Source organism: Stenotrophomonas sp. ASS1 (assembly GCF_004346925.1).
GTDB classification, from domain to species: domain Bacteria; phylum Pseudomonadota; class Gammaproteobacteria; order Xanthomonadales; family Xanthomonadaceae; genus Stenotrophomonas; species Stenotrophomonas maltophilia_A.
This window is the reverse complement of record NZ_CP031167.1, coordinates 3,441,033-3,462,020: the sequence shown is the minus strand read 5'-3', so window position 1 is coordinate 3,462,020 and position 20,988 is coordinate 3,441,033. Positions and strand designations below refer to the sequence as shown.

Annotated in this window: 16 protein-coding genes; 7 read left to right on the top strand and 9 right to left on the bottom strand. The window is 67.1% G+C overall.

Annotation, left to right across the window (positions count from 1 at the left end; genetic code table 11):
• The first annotated feature begins 488 nt into the window (after nucleotides 1–488).
• Entirely contained in the window at nucleotides 489–1,340 is an 852-nt protein-coding gene (locus tag MG068_RS16105; protein ID WP_132810658.1) for an alpha/beta hydrolase, read from the top strand.
• Nucleotides 1,341–1,424: 84 nt separating this feature from the next.
• Nucleotides 1,425–2,363 (top strand): alpha/beta hydrolase, encoded by a 939-nt coding sequence (locus MG068_RS16100; RefSeq protein WP_132810657.1) that lies wholly within the window; start codon nucleotides 1,425–1,427, stop codon nucleotides 2,361–2,363.
• Between the two features lie 107 nt (nucleotides 2,364–2,470).
• On the opposite strand, the gene MG068_RS16095 is transcribed toward MG068_RS16100, so the two are convergent.
• Both MG068_RS16095 and MG068_RS16090 read right to left on the bottom strand, forming a co-directional pair.
• Nucleotides 2,471–2,896, bottom strand: coding sequence for a response regulator (locus MG068_RS16095; protein ID WP_049400506.1), 426 nt, complete (start codon nucleotides 2,894–2,896; stop codon nucleotides 2,471–2,473).
• 94 nt (nucleotides 2,897–2,990) lie between these two features.
• Nucleotides 2,991–3,758, bottom strand: a complete 768-nt coding sequence (locus MG068_RS16090) for a CPBP family glutamic-type intramembrane protease (RefSeq protein ID WP_107432211.1) — start codon at nucleotides 3,756–3,758, stop codon at nucleotides 2,991–2,993.
• 149 nt (nucleotides 3,759–3,907) lie between these two features.
• On the opposite strand from MG068_RS16090, the gene MG068_RS16085 reads away from it, so the two are divergent.
• Both MG068_RS16085 and MG068_RS16080 read left to right on the top strand, forming a co-directional pair.
• Nucleotides 3,908–4,216, top strand: coding sequence for a TFIIB-type zinc ribbon-containing protein (locus MG068_RS16085; protein WP_132810656.1), 309 nt, complete (start codon nucleotides 3,908–3,910; stop codon nucleotides 4,214–4,216).
• Between the two features lie 316 nt (nucleotides 4,217–4,532).
• The gene (locus tag MG068_RS16080) at nucleotides 4,533–5,495 is read left to right on the top strand and encodes an IS110 family transposase (protein ID WP_132808894.1); all 963 of its coding nucleotides are present in this window, start codon (nucleotides 4,533–4,535) and stop codon (nucleotides 5,493–5,495) included.
• Between the two features lie 73 nt (nucleotides 5,496–5,568).
• Here the strand turns inward: MG068_RS16080 and MG068_RS16075 are convergent, their stop codons facing one another.
• The 6 genes from MG068_RS16075 to MG068_RS16050 form a co-directional block, all read right to left on the bottom strand.
• Nucleotides 5,569–6,081: a GNAT family N-acetyltransferase gene (locus MG068_RS16075; protein WP_132810655.1), complete on the bottom strand. Its 513-nt coding sequence runs from the start codon at nucleotides 6,079–6,081 to the stop codon at nucleotides 5,569–5,571.
• Nucleotides 6,082–6,162: 81 nt separating this feature from the next.
• Nucleotides 6,163–7,173: a copper resistance protein B gene (locus tag MG068_RS16070; protein ID WP_132810654.1), complete on the bottom strand. Its 1,011-nt coding sequence runs from the start codon at nucleotides 7,171–7,173 to the stop codon at nucleotides 6,163–6,165.
• Nucleotides 7,170–8,981 carry a copper resistance system multicopper oxidase gene (locus tag MG068_RS16065; protein ID WP_132810653.1) on the bottom strand — a complete coding sequence of 604 codons (1,812 nt, stop codon included), beginning with the start codon at nucleotides 8,979–8,981 and terminating at the stop codon, nucleotides 7,170–7,172. Before MG068_RS16065 ends, MG068_RS16070 begins: the two co-directional genes overlap by 4 nt.
• 75 nt (nucleotides 8,982–9,056) lie before the next feature.
• Entirely contained in the window at nucleotides 9,057–9,440 is a 384-nt protein-coding gene (locus tag MG068_RS16060; RefSeq protein WP_107431694.1) for a CopL family metal-binding regulatory protein, read from the bottom strand.
• A gap of 85 nt (nucleotides 9,441–9,525) precedes the next feature.
• Nucleotides 9,526–11,331 (bottom strand): DNA helicase RecQ, encoded by a 1,806-nt coding sequence (recQ, locus tag MG068_RS16055; RefSeq protein ID WP_132810652.1) that lies wholly within the window; start codon nucleotides 11,329–11,331, stop codon nucleotides 9,526–9,528.
• Nucleotides 11,332–11,755: 424 nt separating this feature from the next.
• Complete coding sequence (locus MG068_RS16050; protein WP_006439098.1) at nucleotides 11,756–12,304, bottom strand: Dps family protein; 549 nt, start codon at nucleotides 12,302–12,304, stop codon at nucleotides 11,756–11,758.
• Nucleotides 12,305–12,390: 86 nt separating this feature from the next.
• Between MG068_RS16050 and hrpA the strand changes: the two genes are divergently transcribed.
• A complete protein-coding gene (gene hrpA / locus MG068_RS16045; RefSeq protein WP_132810651.1) occupies nucleotides 12,391–16,473 on the top strand; it encodes an ATP-dependent RNA helicase HrpA in 4,083 nt (1,360 codons plus the stop codon).
• Nucleotides 16,474–16,526: 53 nt separating this feature from the next.
• Here the strand turns inward: hrpA and MG068_RS16040 are convergent, their stop codons facing one another.
• On the bottom strand, nucleotides 16,527–17,063 hold the full coding sequence (locus MG068_RS16040; RefSeq protein ID WP_032130197.1) for a hypothetical protein: 537 nt from the start codon (nucleotides 17,061–17,063) through the stop codon (nucleotides 16,527–16,529).
• 130 nt (nucleotides 17,064–17,193) lie between these two features.
• Here MG068_RS16040 and MG068_RS16035 point away from each other — a divergent pair, with 130 nt between their 5' ends.
• Together MG068_RS16035 and MG068_RS16030 are read left to right on the top strand one after the other, a co-directional pair.
• A complete protein-coding gene (locus MG068_RS16035; protein ID WP_132810650.1) occupies nucleotides 17,194–19,350 on the top strand; it encodes a RelA/SpoT family protein in 2,157 nt (718 codons plus the stop codon).
• Between the two features lie 30 nt (nucleotides 19,351–19,380).
• Complete coding sequence (locus MG068_RS16030) at nucleotides 19,381–20,952, top strand: hypothetical protein (protein WP_132810649.1); 1,572 nt, start codon at nucleotides 19,381–19,383, stop codon at nucleotides 20,950–20,952.
• Nucleotides 20,953–20,988 lie beyond the last annotated feature (36 nt).

Below are 20,988 nucleotides of genomic sequence, written 5' to 3'. Positions count from 1 at the left end.
CGGCACACCCGTTCCGCCAGCCTGCGGCAGGCGAAGAACAACCCATCGCCCCCCCTTCATCCAGATGGCAGTCGGGCGTGGCCATCGACCGGCAGCGCTCAGTGGCGTGCAGCATTTCCGCCACGGTCAGCATGCCAACGGCGGCACGCTTCGCGCGTGCCATCGCGGATGCGCTTGAGGCATCCCCAGAATGCGCATCCACGCATGGCGTGGATCTACTTTCGCCTGAGAACAATCGCTGCGATGACGGCTGCGATGCCGACCGGGATCAGGACGACCGCCAGAAGAATGATCCAGTGCCAAATGCTGAAGCCCCCCATGTCCCAACTCCTTGTAGGAAACGACGAATGCTAGCAAACCCGATTGCAGTCATTTCCCGATACAGTTCAAGCATCGCGCAGCGCCGTAGCATACGTACAGGCTTGCCGAATCGGCCGACGCCTTGGCCTTGGCGTTATGCTCGGCACTTTCCCAGGATGGGCCGCTCCATGCGCTTGATCGTGCTGTCGCTGTTGTTGTCCGCCATCTCCGCCGCACCCTTGATGGCCGCCGAGCCGGCGCCGTCCGCACAGGCCGCCGCCGCAACCCCGCTGGTCATCGGCGAGACCTTCACCATTGAATCGAAGGCGCTGGGCGAAACCCGCCGCATCAATGTCTACCGCCCGCAACCCTGGGGTCTGGACCCGAAGGCACCATTGCCGGTGCTGTACATGGCCGATGGCGGCATCGGCGAGGACTTCCTGCATGTGGCAGGGCTGGTGCAGGTGCTGAGCGGCAACGGCAGCATGCGTCCGTTCCTGCTGGTAGGCATCGAGAACACCGAACGCCGCCGCGACATGACGGGCCCCAGCAGCGACCCGCAGGACCAGAAGATCGCACCCCGCATCGGCGGTTCAGCGGCCTACCGCAGCTTCCTGCGCGATGAACTGATGCCGCAGGTGCGCCAACGCTACCCGACCACCGACGAGCGCGCGCTGATCGGTGAATCGCTGGCCGGCCTGTTCGTGGTCGAGACGTTGCTGCAGGAGCCGACACTGTTCAACAGCTACATCGCGCTGGACCCCAGCCTGTGGTGGAACCGGGGCGCGATGTTGGCCGCTGCGGCCAAGCAGTTGCCGGCGGTGACGCGTGCGCAGCCGCGCGTATTCCTGGCCAGCAGTGGGCAGCCGGAGCTGGCTGCGTCCGCCGCGCAGTTGGCCACGCTGCTGCAGCAGGCGTCGCCGTCGCCGCTGGTGAAGTACCTGCCACTGCCGGAGGAAACCCACGCGACGATCTATCATCCGGCCGCCTTGCAGGCGCTGCGCACGCTGTTCCCGGCACCGCCGCCGGCCTCGCCCTGATCCGGCGTGGCACTGCACCGCACGACGTGTGAGGATGCGGTAGCGGCGCCACCTGGGGGCGCCGCCCGCAACGGGAGAGCGTGGATGCAGCGTGTGCGTGGATGGAGTGTGGCGGCCTGCCTGGCCGTGAGTGGCTGTGCGATGTCGGTGGCACCACCGGCAACGCAGAGTGAAGTGAAGGAGAGCGCGGCAGCCGCTGCGCCAGGCGTGGTGCTGCCGGATACGGAAGCGTTGCGCATACATGACCCCGTGGGCCGCGACTATCCGATCTGGGTGGCGCTGCCGGCCGACTATGCGGCGCATCCGGAAAAGCACTATCCGGTGCTGTACGTGACCGATGCGCTGTACAGCTTCCCGCTGGTGCGCAGCGTGCGCAATCTGGTGGGGCAGCAGGGCGTCAACATCGAGAATTTCATCCTGGTCGGTTTGCCGCCGCAGGAAGGCCTGACTTCAAAGCAGAGCCGCTCGCGCGACTACACGCCCAGCAATCCGGCGCGCACGGTCGATGGCTATTACAGTGATGACGTCACCTACGGCGGTGCCGCGCACTACCGTGATTTCCTGGCGACACAGGTGCTGCCGATGGTCGATGCGCGTTATCGCACCGATCCCGCCCGGCGCATGTTCGCCGGTCATTCCTATGGCGCGCTGTTCGGCGCCTATGTGCTGACCACTCAACCGGACATGTTCAGCACCTACATCCTGTCCAGTCCTTCGCTGTGGTTCGACCAGCTTCTGCTGCCGCGCATGCAGGATGGCGCCGTCATCCCTGCGCAGCCTACGCGCGTGCTGCTGTCGGTGGGCAGTTACGAGACGGACAAGCCAGGGCCGCGTTATTCAACCGGCAACGACATGCTGAGGCAGACCGCGGACTTCACTGCCCAGCTGAAGCGCACGGGTCGCAAGTTGAATGTGGACAACGTGGTGATTGACGGCGAGGACCATCTCACGGTTTACCCGCGGGTGATCACTCGCGCACTGCTGGAGGTGATGCCGGGTGAAGGGCCGTACACCGGCGGCTGATGGGGGGCTGCATCCACGCATGGCGTGGATCTACCGGTGGTGTTGACGCGGATCCATGCCGAAGAGAAACGGAATCAGTAGATCCACGCCAGGCGTGGATGATTGCCTCAGGCCGCGCTGGCCTGCGGCGGCGGTATCAAGGTGGCATCTGCTGCATGGCGGAAACAAAGGCGGATGGCATCGAGCAGCTCGCTCATGCTGTACGGCTTGGGCAGGAAGTGGATGCCGGCGCGCAGCTGCGGCAGCACGCGGTGCTGGTCCATGCCGGAGGTGACCAGGATCGGCAGCTGCGGCAGGTGCTCGCGCACGCGGTTGGCGGTTTCGATGCCGCTGATGCCGCCCAGGCAGACGTCGGTGAACAGCAGGTCGAACGGTTCGCCGGCGTTGAGCAGGCCCAGTGCGGCCTCGGCGCTGCTGACAGCGGTGACCTGGCAGGCCTGGCTTTCCAGGGCGAGGCGACTGAGTTCCTGGGTTTCCTCGGCGTCCTCGATCAGCAGGACGCGCGGTTCCACAAAGCGCTTGGACAGCAACATGACGCGGCAACTCCGGACAACAGGGGGAGCGAAAGGCGCGCAAGTATGCGCAAGCCGGTAGTGAGCCCGGCGTGCACGGCAAGCTAAGTGGGCGTTACAGCTGTCCGCGTCGCTGGCGGCGCACGTGCCAGGCCAGCATCGCCACCGCCAGCAGCGCGGTGCCGATGCGCAGGCTGGTGGCCTGCCAGCCGAGCGCGACGGCGTCGTCAAGGCTGAACACATTCCAGGCCAGGTTCATCGAAACATGCAGGACCAAGCCGCACCACAGAGTGTCGCCGTCGAGGTGGTCAAGCCAGGCGAAGATGAAGCCGCCCACGGCGATCACTGCGCCGACGAACAGCGCGATGCCGCCACCGTCGAACCCACCGAAGCCGAGCCAGTGCACCATGCCGAACAGCAGCGCCTGCGGCAGCGCGAGCAGCGGCCACGGACCACGCACGATCTTCACCAGCAGCACGAAGCCCAGGCCGCGGAACAGCACTTCCTCGGCCAGTGGGAACAGCACGGCCAGCATGGTGGCGTCCAGCGCGGTCAGCGCGGTGTTCGGGGTGCCGAGCATCGCCAGGCCCAGCCAGCACGGCAGGCTGGCCAGCAACACCCACATCGGGCCGCCCCAACCATTCCCGCGCAGCCCGAGGCTGCCCAGCAGGCCCATGCCACGGGGCCGCAGCAGCGTGGCCAGCAGTAGTACCACCAGCACCGCCAGCGCGTTGTCCAGCAGGCTGCCGCCGTAGGGTATGGGCAGGGCGGGAATCGGAGTCCCTGCGGCCGCAGCGATATCGCGCAGATTCAGGCCCAGGCCAACGCCCAGCAGGACCAGCAGCAGGCGCGCGGCGGTGGGCAGGCGGGACAACGCGGTCATGTACGCACTCCCTGCGGAACAGGGGCCCAGTGTGTGCGACTGCCGCCGCATCGGCACGCGTCGGAAGTCCCTGTGCCATCGGTCATGCGTTGCCGCACAGTCATCACCGCACAGGTACAGTCGATGCAGGACCGACAGGAGCAATGCCGATGCTGTGCCCCGTGTGCAAGACCCAGACCCTGCAGATGGCCGAACGCCATGGCATCGAGATCGACTATTGCCCCGGCTGCCGGGGCGTGTGGTTGGATCGTGGTGAACTGGACAAGATCATCGAGCGTGCCGGTGCCGGTGCGGCCGTGCCGCCGCCCGCGCCTGTACAGCAGCATCCGGCATCCTCTCCGCCGCCGGTGATGCACCGTGATACCCGCCACTTGGGCCAGCGCTACGAGGACAATCGGGGCCACGGATACAAGAAAAAGAAGAAGGACAGCTTCCTGTCGGAGCTGTTCGACTTCTGAGGCGTTGTAGAGTCGAGCTTGCTCGACTGGCTCTTGTTACCAATAGTCGAGCAAGCTTGTATGTTCCTCCCGGCTCCTACGCGGTATGTAGGAGCCAGGGTGGAGGGACCGTCAAGCATGCATCTGCGGATACTAGCCGACAGACGAGTCGAGCGATCCCCATCCCGCACACGAACGTCGATAAAGGATCGTACGGCCCCCAAAGGGGAACGTCGATAAAGGATCGTACGGCCCCCAAAGGGGATCGTCGATGTAGGCAAGCTAACGTCGGTGCGGTACCACCCCAGCCCCTTAAAGATAGCTGGGAGCCGTACAAATGTCTGATTCTCTCGATATTGGCGTGGACGTGGACTCCAAGGAGTTCGTACCGGCAGTGGCCGACCGCAAGGCCGGCGACAGGATCGCCAACACCCGGGCCGGCATAGCCCAGTGGCTCAACACCTTGCCCCAGCGATGCCGGATTGGCATGGAGGCGACGGGGCGGTACTACGAGTTGTTGGCTCGGATGGCTGGCCAGGCAGGCCACGTTGTCTATGTGATCAATCCACGTCTGATCAAGCACTACGGCCGGGCGACGGGCTCGCGTGGCAAGACGGACGCCATGGACGCCGAAGCGATCGCCCGATACGTGAAGAAGGAGAACGATCGCCTGCGTGAATACGTACCGCGTACCGATGAGCAGCAGCAGATGCACGATTTGCTGCGCAAGCGGCAGACGCTGGTAAAGACACGCGCGCGCCTGGAGCAATCCTTCGGGGTAAGCAAAAGTGCCCCCGGGGAGCTGTCAGATCTGTTCTGCGCTCTGGCTGGGACGCTGTCCGAGCTGGAAAGCGAACTGCAGCGCTTGGGTCGCGATGGAGAGCATGGCACGCTCTACAAGCGCCTGTTGACCATCCCTGGTATCGGCCCCGCTGTCGCCGCTCACCTGATCTACTACATGACGCGCTGGCCGTTGGCCAACGCCAACGCGTGGATCGCCTGCACCGGCCTGGATCCCCGGCCCAACGAGTCTGGCGGAAGAACGGGACGGCGTCGGCTGTCCAAACAGGGCGCGCCAGTGCTGCGCCAGATGCTCTACATGGCCGCCATGGGGCTCAAGCGGTGTCGTCGGGGGCAACCGCTCTACGACGAGCTGTCAAAACGCGGTCACCCCAGCACCGCCGTCTTCAACATCCTGGCCAGAAAGCTGGCCAGGATCGCCTGGGGTGTCTTCAAAAGCGGCCGGGACTTCGATCCGGCCATGCTGAAGGTGGGTCAAGCCTGCTTCCAGCAGGCTTGACCACGAACATAGGATCTCGACTCTACGGATCAGGTGCAGTCGAGCATGGCTCGACTCTACATGGAGCGCGTGATCACGGCCGCCGCAGGATGAACTCGCGGTCGTGGGTGTCGCCGACGATGAAGTCGTACTCGCCAACCTTGCTGCAGCCGTAACGCGCATAGAAGCGCTGTGCGCCGAAATTCTCTTCCCACACGCCCACCCACAGGGTGCGGCGCTGCGGCTGGTCCAGCCAGGCCATGAACGCGTCCATCAGGCGTGCACCGTGGCCGCCGTTCTGGTGTGTGGCCAGGATGTAGAACCGCTTCAGTTCGATGTCGCCCTCGCGTGCATCCGTGTGCGGCAGGGTGTTGGCACCGGCGGCCAGATAGCCGACCACGGCGTCACCGTCCATCAACAGCCAGATGGCACTGCGTGGATCGGACAGTTCGATGCGCTGCGGCTCGCTGCTGTAGTGCGCCTGCAGGAAATCGTGCAGCTCCTGCGGCGGATAGGAATCGCCCCAGGTTTCGTTGTAGGTGGCAATCGCGATGGCCGACAGCGCGTCGACGTCGGCAAGGGTGGCGCGGCGGATCTGCAACGACATGGCGGTGCCTGCATTGGAACGTGGCGCAGTGTAGCCGGCCCCGGCGGCTGCCGGGGCTGGCCATTGCTCACGAACTGCTGCTCAGAACCACATGCGTACGCCGGCCACCCAGCGTGTGTCGCGTGCGTGGTCACCGGCGTAGTCGGCGGTGTCACCAAACGTGCGTTCGTGGCTGATGCCGATGTAGGGCGCGAAGCGGCGGCTGAACTCATAGCGCAGTCGCAGCCCGGCTTCGACCTTGTTCAGGCCACGGCCGATGCCGTACTCCTTTTCGTCCTTGGCCGCGACGGTGGCTTCCAGCAGCGGCTGCAGGATCAGGCGGTTGGTCAGCAGCACGTCGTACTCGACCTCGGCCTTGGCCAGCACCTGGCCGCCGGAGCCCATGTACAGCGTGGCCGAGCTCTCGAACTTGTACGGCGCCAGGCCCTGGATGCCGACGGCCGCCCAGGTGCGCGAGTCGGCCGGGCGGAAGTCCTGGCGCACGCCGACCAGCACGTCCCACCACGGCGACACGCTTCGGCCATAAAGCGCTTCCAGCGACGACGATTCGGTGCGGCCACGGCTGCGTTCGCCATCGGTGCGCAACCACAGGCGGTTGATGTTGCCGCCGATCCAGCCAGTGGCCTCCCAGGCCTGGCCATTGCTGCTCTTTCCATCCCAATGTTCCAGACGGTCGATCAGCAGCAGGCTGTTGATCTCTGGCGCATGCTCCATCGCACCGTGGGCGATGGGCGGGAAGGCCGCGGCGCGGTCGGCGTCGGTCGGCACCGGGATGGGTTCGCGCGGCTCGGTCGGTGCAGGCGATCCGTGGTCCATCGCGGCGTGGTCCATCGTGGAATGGTCCATCGTCGCCGGCTGCCTCGCGCCATGGTCCATCTTCGAGTGATCCATGGCTGAGTGGTCCATCGCGCCCGAATCCATCTTCGAATGATCCATCTTCGAATGATCGACCGGTTCGACCGGTGCCTTCACGGTCTTCGCGGGCGGATCCATCGCGGCCATGTCGTGACCAGCGTGCGACTGCGCGAACACGGGCAATGCAGCGGCCAGGCCCAGGGCCAGCAGGCTGGGGGAAAGCAGTGAGCGGCTCATTCTTCGATCCTCACTTCGCGCATCATGCCCGCTTCCATGTGGTACAGCAGATGGCAGTGGTAGGCCCAGCGGCCGAGTGCATCGGCGCGCACGCGATAGCTGCGGCGGGTGCCCGGCGGCATGTCGATGGTGTGCTTGCGCAGCTGGAACTCGCCCTGTGCGTTTTCCAGATCGCTCCACACGCCGTGCAGGTGGATCGGGTGCTGCATCATGGTGTCGTTGACCAGCACGATGCGCATGCGCTCGCCGTAGTTCAGCCGCAGTGGTTCGGCGCTGGCAAACGGGATGCCATCGAACGACCAGGAGAACTTCTCCATGTGTCCGGTCAGGTGCAGTTCGATCTCGCGGTTCGGCTCGCGGCCATCCGGGTCTTCGAACAGGCTGCGCATCGCACCGTAGGTCAGCACCTGGCGGCCGTTATCGCGCAGGCCGATGCCGGGGTCGTCCAGCTTCGGTTCGGAGGCCGAGCTCTGCATGTCCACCAGCGGGTTGTTGCGTTCGCTGGCGGGGTGCTTCGGTGCCTTGCTGGCGGCATCGCCGCCGCCGTGCGCGCCGTGGCCCATGCTGGCGCCGCAGCCACCTTCCATGCTCTTCATCGCGGCCATGTCGTGACCGCCGTGGCCACCACTGCCCATGTCGTGACCCATGTCGCTCATCGTCAGCAACGGACGTGGGTCGCGCGCGGGAATCGGTGCCAGCAGGCCATGGCGAACCGCCAGTGTTCCGGCGGCGTAGCCGGTGCGGCCCATGTCCTGGCAGAAGATGGTGAAGGCGTCCTGGCCGCTCGGTTCGACGATCACATCGTAGGTTTCGGCCGGGGCGATGCGGAACTCATCAATGCTCACCGGGTGGATGTACTGGCCGTCGGCAGCGACCACGGTCATCTTCAGGCCAGGAATGCGTACGTCGAAGTAGGTCATCGACCCGCCATTGATGAAGCGCAGCAGCACCTTCTCGCCGCTGCGGAACAGGCCGGTCCAGTTGCCGGCCGGGGCGGTGCCGTTCATCAGGTAGGTATAGGTGTGCGCGTTGATATCGGAGATATCAGTGGGCGTCATCCGCATCCGGCCCCACATGCCACGGTCGGACAGCGCCGCCGACCAGCCGTCGCGTTTCGCGTCGCGCAGGAAGTCGGGCAGGGTGCGCTTGTAGTAGTTGTCGTGCTCGGCCAGCTTCTTCATGCGGCGGAACAGCGCGCCCGGGTCCATGTCAGTCCAGTCCGACAGCATGATCACGTGCTCGCGGTCGTGGTGGTACGGCGCCGGTTCGGCCGGGTCGATGATCAGCGCGCCGTACAGACCAGCCTGCTCCTGGAACATGGAGTGGCTGTGGTACCAGTAGGTGCCCGACTGCTTCAGCTCGAAGTGGTAGTGGTAGGTCTCGCCGGGGCCGATGCCGTTGAAGCTCAGGCCGGGCACGCCGTCCATGTTGGCCGGCAGCAGGATGCCGTGCCAGTGGATCGAGGTCGGATGGCGTTCCAGCGTATTGCGCACGAACAGATCCACGGTCTGGCCTTCGCGCCAGCGCAGGATCGGTGCCGGCAGCGAGCCGTTGACGGTGATCGCCGGGCGGGTGCGTCCGGTGAAATTGGCGAGCGATTCGCCGATGGCCAGTTCGATGCGGGTGTCGCTGAGCACGGCGGGGGCGCCGGCCAGCCGTGGGGCGGCCGTGGCGGCGGCGAGCGCGCGCTGCGGCACGCCGACAGCGGCGATGCCGGCAACCACGCCGCCGGCGGCCAGGCCCTGCACGAACAGGCGGCGCGACGGCATGGGCACAGCGCCCGGACCGGGGGGAATGCGGGTATTCATGGTGGTGACTCCAGACACGTAAAGACGCCGGCAGGCGGCCGGCTGCGGTGCGCAGGGCGCACGGTGCGTGTGGAATCAGCCGATGGGAGGACGCGAAATCGGCGGCAGCGGCGGCGCCGGACGGCCAGTGGCCGGCATCGGCTGCGGGGCCAGCGATAACGTCGGACCGGCCATGAACGGCAACGGCTGCACCACCAGAAGCGGGTGCTGGGCGCAGCTGCGCACGCAGTCCTTGATCTGGCAGTGGGCGTCGTGGGCGGGGGCCTTGGCCTGCGGAGCCTCGTCGGCCTGCATGCCGGCGTGGTGGTGGCAGTCGGCGGTGCCGCCATCAACGGCAGCGGCTGCGGCGTGGGCCATCCGGCCCATTTCCTCGTGACCGCTGGCCATGGCCGCGTTCAGCCCGTTGAGCAACAGGCTGAGCATGAGCACGACACGGAGCAGGGTCGAGGCCAGGGACATGACGCTAATCTAGCTGCAAGCGGGCGCGGATGCACTTCCGGCTGAATGGCCGGTTCAAGGTTGGACCAGCACCAATGTAGAGCCGCTACCCTTCTTCGCGCACGATCTCGACCAGGCGCGGGCCGTAACGGCTCAGCTTGGTGCCGCCGATGCCGCCGACCCGGGCCAGTTCGTCCAGGCTGGTCGGGCGCTGTTCGGCGATGTTGCGCAGAGTGCTGTCGTGGAAGATCACGAAGGCCGGCACGTTCTGTTCGCGGGCCAGTTCGGCACGCAGGCCGCGCAGCGCGTTGAACAGCGCCAGATCCTGCGGCAGCACCGACAGGCCGGTGCGCTGCGCGCTGCGCTCGCGCCCGCTGGTGCTGCTGGCCGGGTCGCGGCGCATGCTGATCTGGCGGCGGCCGGTCAGCACGTCGCGGCTTGCATCGGTCAGGCGCAGGCCACCGTGGCCCTCGCTGTCCACTTCCAGCAGGCTGGCGGCGACCAGTTGGCGGAATACGCTGCGCCAGGTGCGCGCGTCGAGGTCGCGGCCGATCGCATAGGTGCTGAGCTTGTCGTGGCCCTGTTGCTTCACCTTTTCGTTCTCGCTGCCGCGCAGGACGTCGATCAGGTGACCGACGCCGAAGCGCTGGCCGCTGCGATAGACACAGCTCAGCGCCTTCTGCGCCGGAATGGTCGCGTCCCAGGAGGCGGGCGGGGTCAGGCAGTTGTCGCAGTTGCCGCAGGGCTGGGGATAGGTCTCGCCGAAACCGGCCAGCAGCACCTGGCGACGGCACTGCATCGACTCGCAGTAGCCCAGCAGGTGGTCCAGCTTGGACCGCTCCAGCTGCTTGCGCTCTTCGCCGGCTTCGGACTGCTCGATCATCTGCTTGAGCAGCACCACGTCGCCCAGGCCGTAGCACAGCCAGGCCTCGGCGGCCTCGCCATCGCGGCCGGCGCGACCGGTTTCCTGGTAGTAGCCTTCCATCGACTTGGGCAGGTCGGTATGCGCGACGAAGCGCACGTCCGGCTTGTCGATGCCCATGCCGAAGGCGATGGTGGCGCACATCACGATGCCATCCTCGCGCAGGAAGCGGCGCTGGTTGCTGGCGCGTACTTCCGGTGGCAGGCCGGCATGGTAGGGCAGGGCGTTGAAGCCCTGTCCGCAGAGGAATTCGGCGGTCTCTTCGACCTTGCGCCGCGACATGCAGTAGACGATGCCCGCCTCGCCGCGGTGGCCGCGCAGGAAATCGGTCAGCTGCTTGCGGGCGTTGTCCTTCTGCACCACGGTGTAGCGGATGTTGGGGCGGTCGAAGGAGCTGACGAAGTGGCGTGCTTCCTGCAGATCGAGGCGCTCGGCGATCTCGCGCTGGGTCGGCGGATCGGCGGTGGCGGTGAGCGCGATCCGCGGGATCTGTGGCCAGCGCTCGTGCAGCACGGTCAGCTGGCGGTATTCCGGGCGGAAATCATGGCCCCACTGCGACACGCAGTGTGCTTCGTCGATGGCAAACAGGGCGATGCGGCTGCGCGACAGCAGCGACAGGAAGCGGCCGGTCAGCAGGCGCTCGGGGGCGACATAGAGCATGTCCAGCTCGCCAGCGAGCAGTTCGCGCTCGACGCGGCCGGCGGTCTCGGCGTCCAGGGTCGAGTTCAGGTACTCGGCACGCACGCCGAGCTGGCGCAGGGCTTCGACCTGGTCCTGCATCAGCGCGATCAGCGGCGAGATGACGATGCCACAACCGTCACGCAGCAGGGCCGGCACCTGGTAGCAGAGCGACTTGCCACCGCCGGTGGGCATCAGCACCAGGGCATCATGACCGGCAGCCACATGCTCCACGATGTCCTGCTGGGGACCACGGAAATCGTCGTAACCAAAGACGCGTTGGAGCAGGTCGTGCGCGGGACGGGAAGCCATCCGGCTAGTTTACCCCGGCGGGGGTGTCTCGGCAGGGCTGCGCCCTGCACCTGCAGAAGCCTTCAAGCCAGAGCAACGTCAAAGGCAACAGCCGGCTCTGGGGTGATCCGTGGGTTGGCGGGGCGGTGTCGGATTGCGGGGACGCCGCAAGTACGTCCCTGTAGGCTTGGCAGCCGCATCCATGCGGCTGACACCCCGCAATCCGACACCGCCCCGCCCTCGACAGGTTCACGCGGCTGTTGGTAGGTGTCGACCTTGGTCGACACATCTGTCAGATATCGAATGAATTCATCCGCGTCGACCAAGGTCGACACCTACCAGAGCGGACCCACCCCGCCTACCCACAGGAAACCAGCTTTTGACGTTGATGTTGACGTTGATTCGGCGGGTGCAGGGCTGCAAGCCCTGCCCCCCCCCTCAATCCTTACTGGAGCAGCGAGCGCAGCATCCAGGCGTACTTCTCGTGGGTCTGCAGGCGCTGGGTCATCAGATCCTCGGTCGGGGCGTCGTCACCCTTGGCCGCCACGTCCAGCACTTCACGTGCCGTACGGCAGACCGCTTCGTTGGCGACCACCAACTGGCGTACCATTTCACGCCAGTCCGCACTGTCGGTCAGGCCCGGTTCCTCGGCGATCGAGGTCAGCGCAGCGAATTCCCGGTAGGAGCCCGGGGCATTGAAGCCCAGCGCGCGGATGCGCTCGGCCACGTCGTCCAGTGCCGCCCACTGCTCGGTGTACTGCGTCTCGAACATGGTGTGCAGCGAGTTGAACATCGACCCGGTCACGTTCCAGTGGAAGTTGTGCGTTTTCAGGTAGAGCGTGAACGCATCGGCCTGGAAGCGCGACAGACCGTCGGCGATCTTCTTGCGGTCGCCCTGGGTGATCCCGATATCGATGTTCGGCGCCGACGGTGCCGCCGCTGCAAGCTTCTGCTTGCCGGTCTTGGCCTTGGTCGTGCTCTTGGTCTTCGCCATGGGGTTCCTCCTTGTGGAATCGTTGGCCTTCACAATAAACCGGTCGTGATGACTGGTCGCTTTCAAAGTTTTGAACGAACCGATTGATGAACTCTATCGATAAAAATCCATCGCCCCGCCTGCGCCAACAGCGCGCCGCCATCGACGGCGCCATGAGCCGCGACCGGGGCCGTTTGCTGGGGATGCTCTCGCGTTGCCAGGCCAAGCCACAGGATGCGGCATTGGCCGCCACTTTCGAGCAGGCCTTGCAGGCGTCGGTGCAGCGCCGGATGACACGGGCGCAGCAGCAGCCGTCCATTACTCTGGACCCGCAGCTGCCGATTGCGCGTGAAGCCGACGCCATCATCGGGCTGATCCGCGACCACCAGGTCGTGGTGATCGCTGGTGAAACCGGCTCGGGCAAGACCACCCAGCTGCCGAAACTGTGCCTGGCCGCAGGCCGTGGCCAGGCCGGCATGATCGGCTGCACCCAGCCGCGACGGATTGCCGCACGTGCGGTGGCCAGCCGCGTGGCGCAGGAACTGCAGAGCGAACTGGGACAGCTGGTCGGTTACCAGGTGCGCTTCAACGACAAGGTCGGCGAAGACACCCGCATCAAGTTCATGACCGACGGCATCCTGCTGGCGGAAATTGCCAGTGACCGCTGGTTGTCGAACTACGACACGATCATCGTCGACGAGGCGCACGAACGCAGCCTCAACATCGACTTCCTGCTGGGCTACCTGAAGCAGCTGCTGCGCAAGCGCCCGGACCTGAAGCTGATCGTCACTTCGGCCACCATCGACACCGAACGCTTCGCCCAGCATTTCGACAATGCGCCGGTGATCAGCGTCGAAGGCCGCACCTACCCGGTGGAAGTGCGCTATCGCGCGCTGGAAGGCGAGGGCGAAGACCAGGGCGAACGTACCGTCAATGACGCCATCGTGTCGGCCATCGACGAAATCACCCGCCTGGATGCGCGCGGCGACGTGCTGATCTTCCTGCCGGGTGAGCGCGAGATCCGCGATGCGCACCAGTCGCTGGAACGCCGCAAGTACCGCAATACCGAGGTGCTGCCGCTGTACGCGCGCCTGTCCAACCAGGACCAGGACCGGGTGTTCAACCCCGGGCCGAACCGGCGCATCGTGCTGGCCACCAACGTGGCGGAAACCTCGCTGACGGTGCCGCGCATCCGCTACGTGGTCGATCCGGGCTTTGCCCGCGTCAAGCGCTACAGCCCGCGCAACAAGCTGGACCGCCTGCACATCGAGCCGATCTCGCAGGCCAGCGCCAACCAGCGCAAAGGTCGCTGCGGACGTATCGCCGAAGGTATCTGCTACCGCCTGTACGCCGAAGCCGATTTCCAGGCGCGGCCCGAGTTCACCGATCCGGAAATCCGCCGCTCCAGCCTGGCCGGGGTGATCCTGCGCATGCTGCAGCTGGGCCTGGGCCGCATCGAGGAGTTCCCGTTCCTGGAAGCGCCGGACGAACGCGCGGTGGCCGATGGCTGGCAGCAGCTGACCGAACTGGGCGCGATCGACGCCGAGCGGCGCATGACTACCATCGGCAAGCAGATGGCACGCCTGCCGGTGGACGTGAAGCTGGCGCGCATGCTGGTCGCCGCGCAGGCCGCCGGCTGCCTGCGGCCGATGCTGGTGATCGCCTCGTTCCTGGGCATCCAGGACCCGCGCGAGCGCCCGCCCGAAGCGCGTGGCGCGGCCGACAGCGCGCATGCGCAGTTCGCCGATGGGCGGTCAGAGTTCGTCGGTGTACTGCGCCTGTGGGATGCCTACCGGCAGGCCCATGAAGACCTGACCCAATCGAAGCTGCGTGACTGGTGCGGCCGCCACTTCCTTGGCTTCCTGCGCATGCGCGAGTGGCGCGAGCTGCATCGACAGCTACGCCTGCTGTGCGAGGAACTGGGCTGGAAGGAAGAGGCCAACGAGGCCTCGATGGCGCCGTTGCTGGCTGGCAGCAGTGCACCGGCTCCGGCGCGCGATGACGCCGCTGCAGTGAAGGCCACCCGTGGCCAGCTGCACCGTGCCGCGCGCCTGGCCCGCGAAGGCAAGGCCGAGGCGGCCCCGGCGCCAGTGCCCGTGCGTGCGCAGAAGGAACAGTCACCGGTTGGCGGCGGTTTCAGCGAACGCGTGCGTGCCGCTGCGTACCAGACACTGCATCGGGCGCTGGTGGCGGGCCTGCCGACGCAGATCGGCCACCGCACCGAGAAGGGTGACTTCCAGGCGCCACGCCAGCGCCGCTTCCTGCCGTTCCCGGGTTCGGCGCTGTCCAAGCGGCCGCCGCCGTGGCTGCTGGTGGCCAACCTGCTGGATACGCAGAAGGTGTGGGGCATGACCCTGGCGACGATCGAGCCGGACTGGGTGATCGCCGAACTGCCGCACCTGCTGCTGCGCAAGCACTTCGATCCGCACTGGTCGCGCGCGCAGGGCCAGGTGCTGGCCTCCGAGCAGATCAGCCTGTTCGGCCTGGTGCTGGCGCCGAAGAAGCCGGTGCACTACGGTCGCATCGCGCCGGGCGAAGCGCACGACATCTTCGTGCGCCAGGCACTGGTGACCGGTGAGATCAACACCCGCGCCAGCTTCGTGGCCGACAACCAGAAAGTGCTGGAGATCGCCCGCGAGGAAGAAGCCAAGCTGCGCCGTGCTGGCATCGTTGCCGACGAGGACTGGCAGGCGCGCTGGTACCTGGACCGGGTGCCGCCGCAGATCCATTCGGCGGCGGGTCTGGATACCTGGTGGAAGGGGCTGGCACCGGAACAGCGCAAGACCCTGCACTGGTCGCTGATCGATCTGTTGCCGGGTGAGGGCAGCGAACAGGAGCGTTACCCGAAGTACCTGCCGCTGGGCCAGGCGCGCCTGCCGCTGCATTACCGCTTCGAACCGGGTGCCGACGACGATGGCGTGACCCTGGACGTACCGCTGCACCTGCTCAACGCACTGGACCCGGTGCAACTGGGCTGGCTGGCGCCGGGTTTCGTCGCCGACAAGGCCTCGGCACTGATCCGCAGCCTGCCCAAGGCGATGCGCCGCAACTACGTGCCGGCACCGGACTTCGGCCGCGCGTTCTACGAGGCGTTCCCGCAGCCCAGCGCCGATGCCATTACCGGCGAACTGGCGCGCTTCCTGTCACGTGCGACCGGCGCAACGGTGACCGCGCTCGATTTCGAGCCTGGTTCGATCGAACCGCACCTGCACATGAACCTGCGGCTGCGCGACGAGCAGGGCAAGGTGCTGGCGACCTCGCGCGATCTGGACGCACTGCGCGCGAAATTCGGTGGTCGTGCCGGCGATGCGTTCGCTGCACGCGCTGGGCGCGAGATGGCCGCCGATGGCCTTCGCACGTTCCCGGCCACGCCGATTCCGCTGCAGGTACCCGGTGAAGCGGGCGTGCCGGCTTATCCGGCGCTGCTGGACGAGGGCGACAGCGTGGCGCTGCGCATCTTCGCCGATCGCCAGCAGGCGCTGGAGGCCCATCCGCTGGGCGTGCGCCGTCTGCTGGAGATTGCCCTGGCCGAGAAGGTGAAGCAGGCACGCAAGCAGCTGCCGGTCGGTGCCAAGACCGGCCTGTTGTATGCGGCGATCGAGTCGCAGGAGCGCCTGCGTGGTGACCTGGTCGATGCGGCGATGAACGCGGTGCTGGCCGAGGGGCTGGAAGACATCCGCGATGCGGCAGCCTTCGAGCAGCGTCGTGAGCATGCGGCCAAGGCGCTGTTCGGCGAGGCCATGTCGCGGCTGAAGCTGGCCGAAACCATCCTGGCGCTGGTGGCGGAACTGAAGCCGATGCTGGAAGCACCGTTGATGGGTTGGGCGCGCGGCAATCTGGACGACATGGAAGCGCAGCTTGTCGGGCTGATCCATCCCGGCTTCCTGCGTGACACGCCGGCCGACGCGCTGGCACAGTACCCGCGCTATCTGAAGGCCATGATTCTGCGCACCGAGCGCGCCAAGCGTGATCCGCCGCGTGACCAGGCGCGCATGCTGGAACTGCACCCATTCCTGGAAGCGCTGGACGTGGGGGAGCAGCAGGGACTGCGCGAGCGCCCGCAATGGCAGGCCCTGCGCTGGGACCTGGAAGAGCTGCGCGTATCGCTGTTCGCGCAGGAGCTGGGTGCGCGCACCGGCATCTCTGCGAAGAAGCTGGCGCAGCGGGTGACCGCATTGCGCCAGGCGTGACGTCGTTGCTGCAGAGCCGAGCCCTCGCTCGGCTCTGCAGCAACGTCACGGCGTTACTTGGTTCGGCGCACCTTCGGCTGGGTGTTCACGCCGTCGACCTTCAGGTACCACACGCCCATCACACCGGGCTTGATGCTGACGGCGGGGGACTGCTTGCGCACACCGGCCAGGGTGCTTGCATCGGTCTGCTCCCATTCCTGGCCGTTGTCCAGCACGTAGACGCGGCCCTTGCCGAAGCCGCGGAACTCGCCCTGCAGCACGCCGGTGATCGGCTCGCTGCTGCCGAAATCGAAGAAGCCGCGATTCTTCACGATCACTTCCTGACGGCCTTCCTCGCGCGCCGTTTCCCGTACGGCCGCAACCGCCTGGGTGGTGGCCGCTTCGACCTTGCCCTGCAGCCAGCGGTTCAGCGTGGCCAGTTCCTGCGCGTTGAGCTTGTCCAGGCCGGCCGCCTTGAACTCGGCCGGTGACATCTGCTGCTGCAGGTCACCCTCCACCACGCGCTGGGCCAGCGCAGGCGCCGACAGGGACAGCAACAGTGCGGCACAGGCCAGCAGCCGTAGGCGGAAACGCGGGACGATCGAGGACATGTCGGGACTCTCCTGGGTTTGCCCGCGAGTGTAGCGGCATGTCTTCATGCCGGGTGATGGTGGCCGCGGTGATTGTCCCTGAACGGCGCCGGCGCTAGTGTAGGGGCCTCTGTCTTGCCTGCTCGATGCTGTGAACCGCGCTTCCGTCCCCGGCCTGGATGCCTTGTTGAACCGCCCCTCGGCAGCCGTGCTGCCTGCTCCGCTGCGCCAGGCCCTGCGCGGGCACTGGGAAGCGCCGGACTGCGACCATCAGATGCGCGCCAGCTGGTCGGTGCTGGGCGACACCCTCGACGCACTGGCGATGCTCTCGGCCGACGAAGGCGCGGTGGTCGCGGCCCTGCTGTTCGATCTGCCCGGCCTGCGCGCCAGCCTGGAGCAACTGCCGCTGGGCAACCACAAGGCCGCAGTGATCGGCCTGCTGGATGGCCAGGATGCGGCCGATCCGGTGTGGGCGCTGCACGCCGGCCGCGAGGCCGGGCGCAACAGCGAGGGCCTGCGCCGCCTGCTGCTGGCGATCATCCGTGACCTGCGCGTGGTGCCCATCCTGCTGGCGCGGCAGCTGGCGCGCATGCGCGCGGCCGACAAGCTGGACGACGAGCAACGCCGCGCGCTGGCGCAGCTGACCCGCGACATCCATGCGCCGTTGGCCAACCGTCTGGGCATCTGGCAGCTGAAGTGGGAGCTGGAGGACCTGGCGTTCCGCCACCTGGAACAGGAGACCTACCGGCGCATTGCGCGGGAGGTGGACGAAACCCGCATCGCCCGCGAGCGTTACGTCGAGAACGTCAAGAAGGTGCTGTCGCGCGAACTGGTCGCGCAGGGCATCAAGGCCGAGGTCAGTGGCCGCCCGAAGCACATCTACAGCATCTGGCGGAAGATGCAGAAGAAGCGGCTGGCGTTCGACCAGCTGTACGACATCCGTGCGGTGCGCGTCATGGTCGACGATGTCGCCGCCTGCTACGCCGCGCTGGGCGTGGTGCATGCACTGTGGGCGCCGGTGCCCAGCGAGTTCGACGACTACATCGCCCGGCCCAAGGCCAACGACTATCGCTCGTTGCATACCGCCGTGGTCGGCCCGGAAGGGCGCACCATCGAAGTGCAGATTCGTACCCACGAGATGCATTCGCAGGCCGAGCTGGGCGTGGCCGCGCACTGGAAGTACAAGGAAGGCGGCAAGGGCGCGGAGAAGTCCTTCGACCGCAAGATCACCTGGATGCGCCAGCTGCTGGAGCAGGCGCAGGACGGGCAGGGCAATGAACTGGCCGGGGCGCTCGATGCCGAGCTGACCGAGGACCGGGTCTATGCACTGAGCCCGAAGGACGAGGTGCTGGACCTGCCGCAGGGCGCCACGCCGCTCGATTTCGCCTACCAGGTGCATACGATGGTGGGCCACCGCTGCCGTGGTGCGAAGGTCAATGGCCGTATCGTGCCGCTGACCTACCGCCTGCGCAGCGGCGACCGCGTCGAGATCCTGACCGGCAAGGAGGCCGATCCGCGCCGCGACTGGCTGATGCCGGCCAACGGCTTCCTGGCCAGCAACCGCTCGCGCGAAAAAGTACGCAGCTGGTTCCACAAGCTGGACCGCGCGCGCAACGTGCAGGCCGGGCGCGAACTGCTCGAGCGCGAGCTGAAGCGTCTGGGCCTGCAGCATTCTGATCTGGCGGTGGCGGCGAAGAAGTTCCATGCCGACAGCGTTGACGACCTCTACATCCAGGTGGCGCTGGGTGACACCGGCCCGAACCAGGTCAGTCGTACCCTGCTGGAAGCCGAGCGTGCAGCGAGCCAGCCGGCGCCCGCGCCAGCCCTGCCGCGGCCGACCGCGCGCCGCGAGAACCTGGGCAAGTCCAAGTTCACCGTGCAGGGCGTGGGCAACCTGCTGGTGCAGCTGGCGCGTTGCTGCCAGCCAGTGGCCGGTGAACCGATCGTCGGCTACCTGACCCGTAGCCGGGGTGTCACCGTGCATCGTGCAGACTGTGCCGCGCTGGCCCGGCTGGCAGCCACCAGCCCGCAGCGCATCCTGCCTGTGGAGTGGGGCCAGGCCGGTGGCGGCTACGAAGTGGACGTGGTGGTCACTGCAGTCGACCGCCGCTGGCTGCTGAAGGACATCACCAACCTGATCGCCCAGGAAGACGCCTACGTGCTCGACATCCACAGTGACAACGTGCGCAACAGTGGCCGTGCCCACCTGCGCCTGCGCCTGAAGGTGAGCGACTACGGCCAGCTGTCGACCCTGCTGGGCAAGCTGGATGCGCTGCCCGGCGTGAGCGAGGCGCGTCGCCTCGGCTGAGCTTCACGCTGCCCCGGCTACCCTGCACGCATGGAACGCGAGCCTCCGCATCGCCCGCATGGCGCTGAACATCCTGCGCTGGACCGCGTCCGCCGCGAAGGCCGTTGGTGGTGGCTGCAGGCACGTCACGCGCGCCGGGTGTGGCGCTGGGCGTTGGTCGCCGCGCTGGCGGTGTTCGTGCTGCTGGTGCTGCTGCGCAAGCCGCTGGCCGACTGGTTCTGGGATGAGCCTCAGATTGAACAGTTGCTGGCCGAAGGCGATCGCGCACTGGCGGCCGGTCGGCTGAGTGCCGCCGATGGCAGTGGTGCGCGTGAGCGCTACCAGGCCGTGCTGGCGCTGGATGGTGATCGTCCGCAGGCCCGTGAGGGGCTGGCCCGTACCGGCGCCGCGGCCCTGCAGCAGGCCAGCGAAAAACTGCAGGCCAACGACCTCGAAGGCAGCGCGCAGGCGCTGGCACTGGCCCGGGAACTGCAGGTGCCGCAGGGCGATGCGGACGCCGTGGCACGCCAGCTGCAGGCCCGGCGCAGCGCAGGCGCCGGCATCGGTGCACTGCTGGCGCAGGCGCGCAACGCCTTTGCAGCGGGCCGGCTGGACGACGGTGACAGCAGCGCGCTGCCCCTGTTCCAGCGCATCCTGGTACTGCAGCCGGACAATCTGCCGGCGCTGGAAGGTCGCGAGGACGCACTGAGCGATCTGCTGCAGCAGGCCCGCATCCTGGCCGGACGCGGCGAGCTGGCCGAGGCAGCCGCGATACTGCATCGTGCGCGCCAGTTCGATGCCGGCCACGCCGATCTGCCCGCCAGCCAGGAAGCATTGGCACAGGCCGTCGACCAGCGCCTGCGCCAGGCCCAGCGCGCCTTGCAGCGTCGGCAGCTGGAATCCGCAGCGAAGGGATTCCTCGCCGTGCTGGCAGTGGCGGTTGATGATTCCAGTGCCCAGCGCGGCCGCGAACAGACCTTGCAGGCGGTGCTGGCACGCAGCCAGAAGCAGGCCGACGATTTCCAGTTCGAAGCGGCGCAGGCCGATGCCGCACTGGCAGCGGAACTGGGTGCTTCGCCGGCGGCGCAACAGCAGCTCGCGCAACGCCTGCAGCGCGCCCAACAGGCGCAGAAGGCGCTGCAGCAGCCGGCGGTCAGCAACACGCAGCGCGAGCGCCAACTGCGCGACCACCTGCGCAGGATCGAGCGCGCCGAACGTGCCGGGCAATGGATCAGCCCCCCCGGGCACAGTGCGTTCGACGCGTTGCGCGAAGCGCAGTCACTGGCGCCACGCGATGCACGGGTGAAGGCTGCCGCAGCGCGGCTGCTGCCCGCCAGTCGCCGCTGCTTCGACGACAACCTGCGGCAGAATCGCGTGCAGGCGGCCGGTGCCTGCCTGCAGGCGTGGCAGACTCTATCGCCGACCGCGGCCGGGCTTCCCTCGGCACGCCTGCGCCTGGCCCAGCGCTGGCTGGCGATCGGCAGCGAACGGCTCGGCAACGGCGATCTGGCTTTCGCGGCACACGCCGCCGAACAGGCCCGGTTGCTGCAACCGGACCTGGCCGAGCTGCCGGCGTTCGAAGACCGCCTGCGCCGGGCAGGCGGTGAATCGCAGAGACGCTGAAGTTGTTGCGATTCGTGTAGAGCGGGCGGGTGGGGT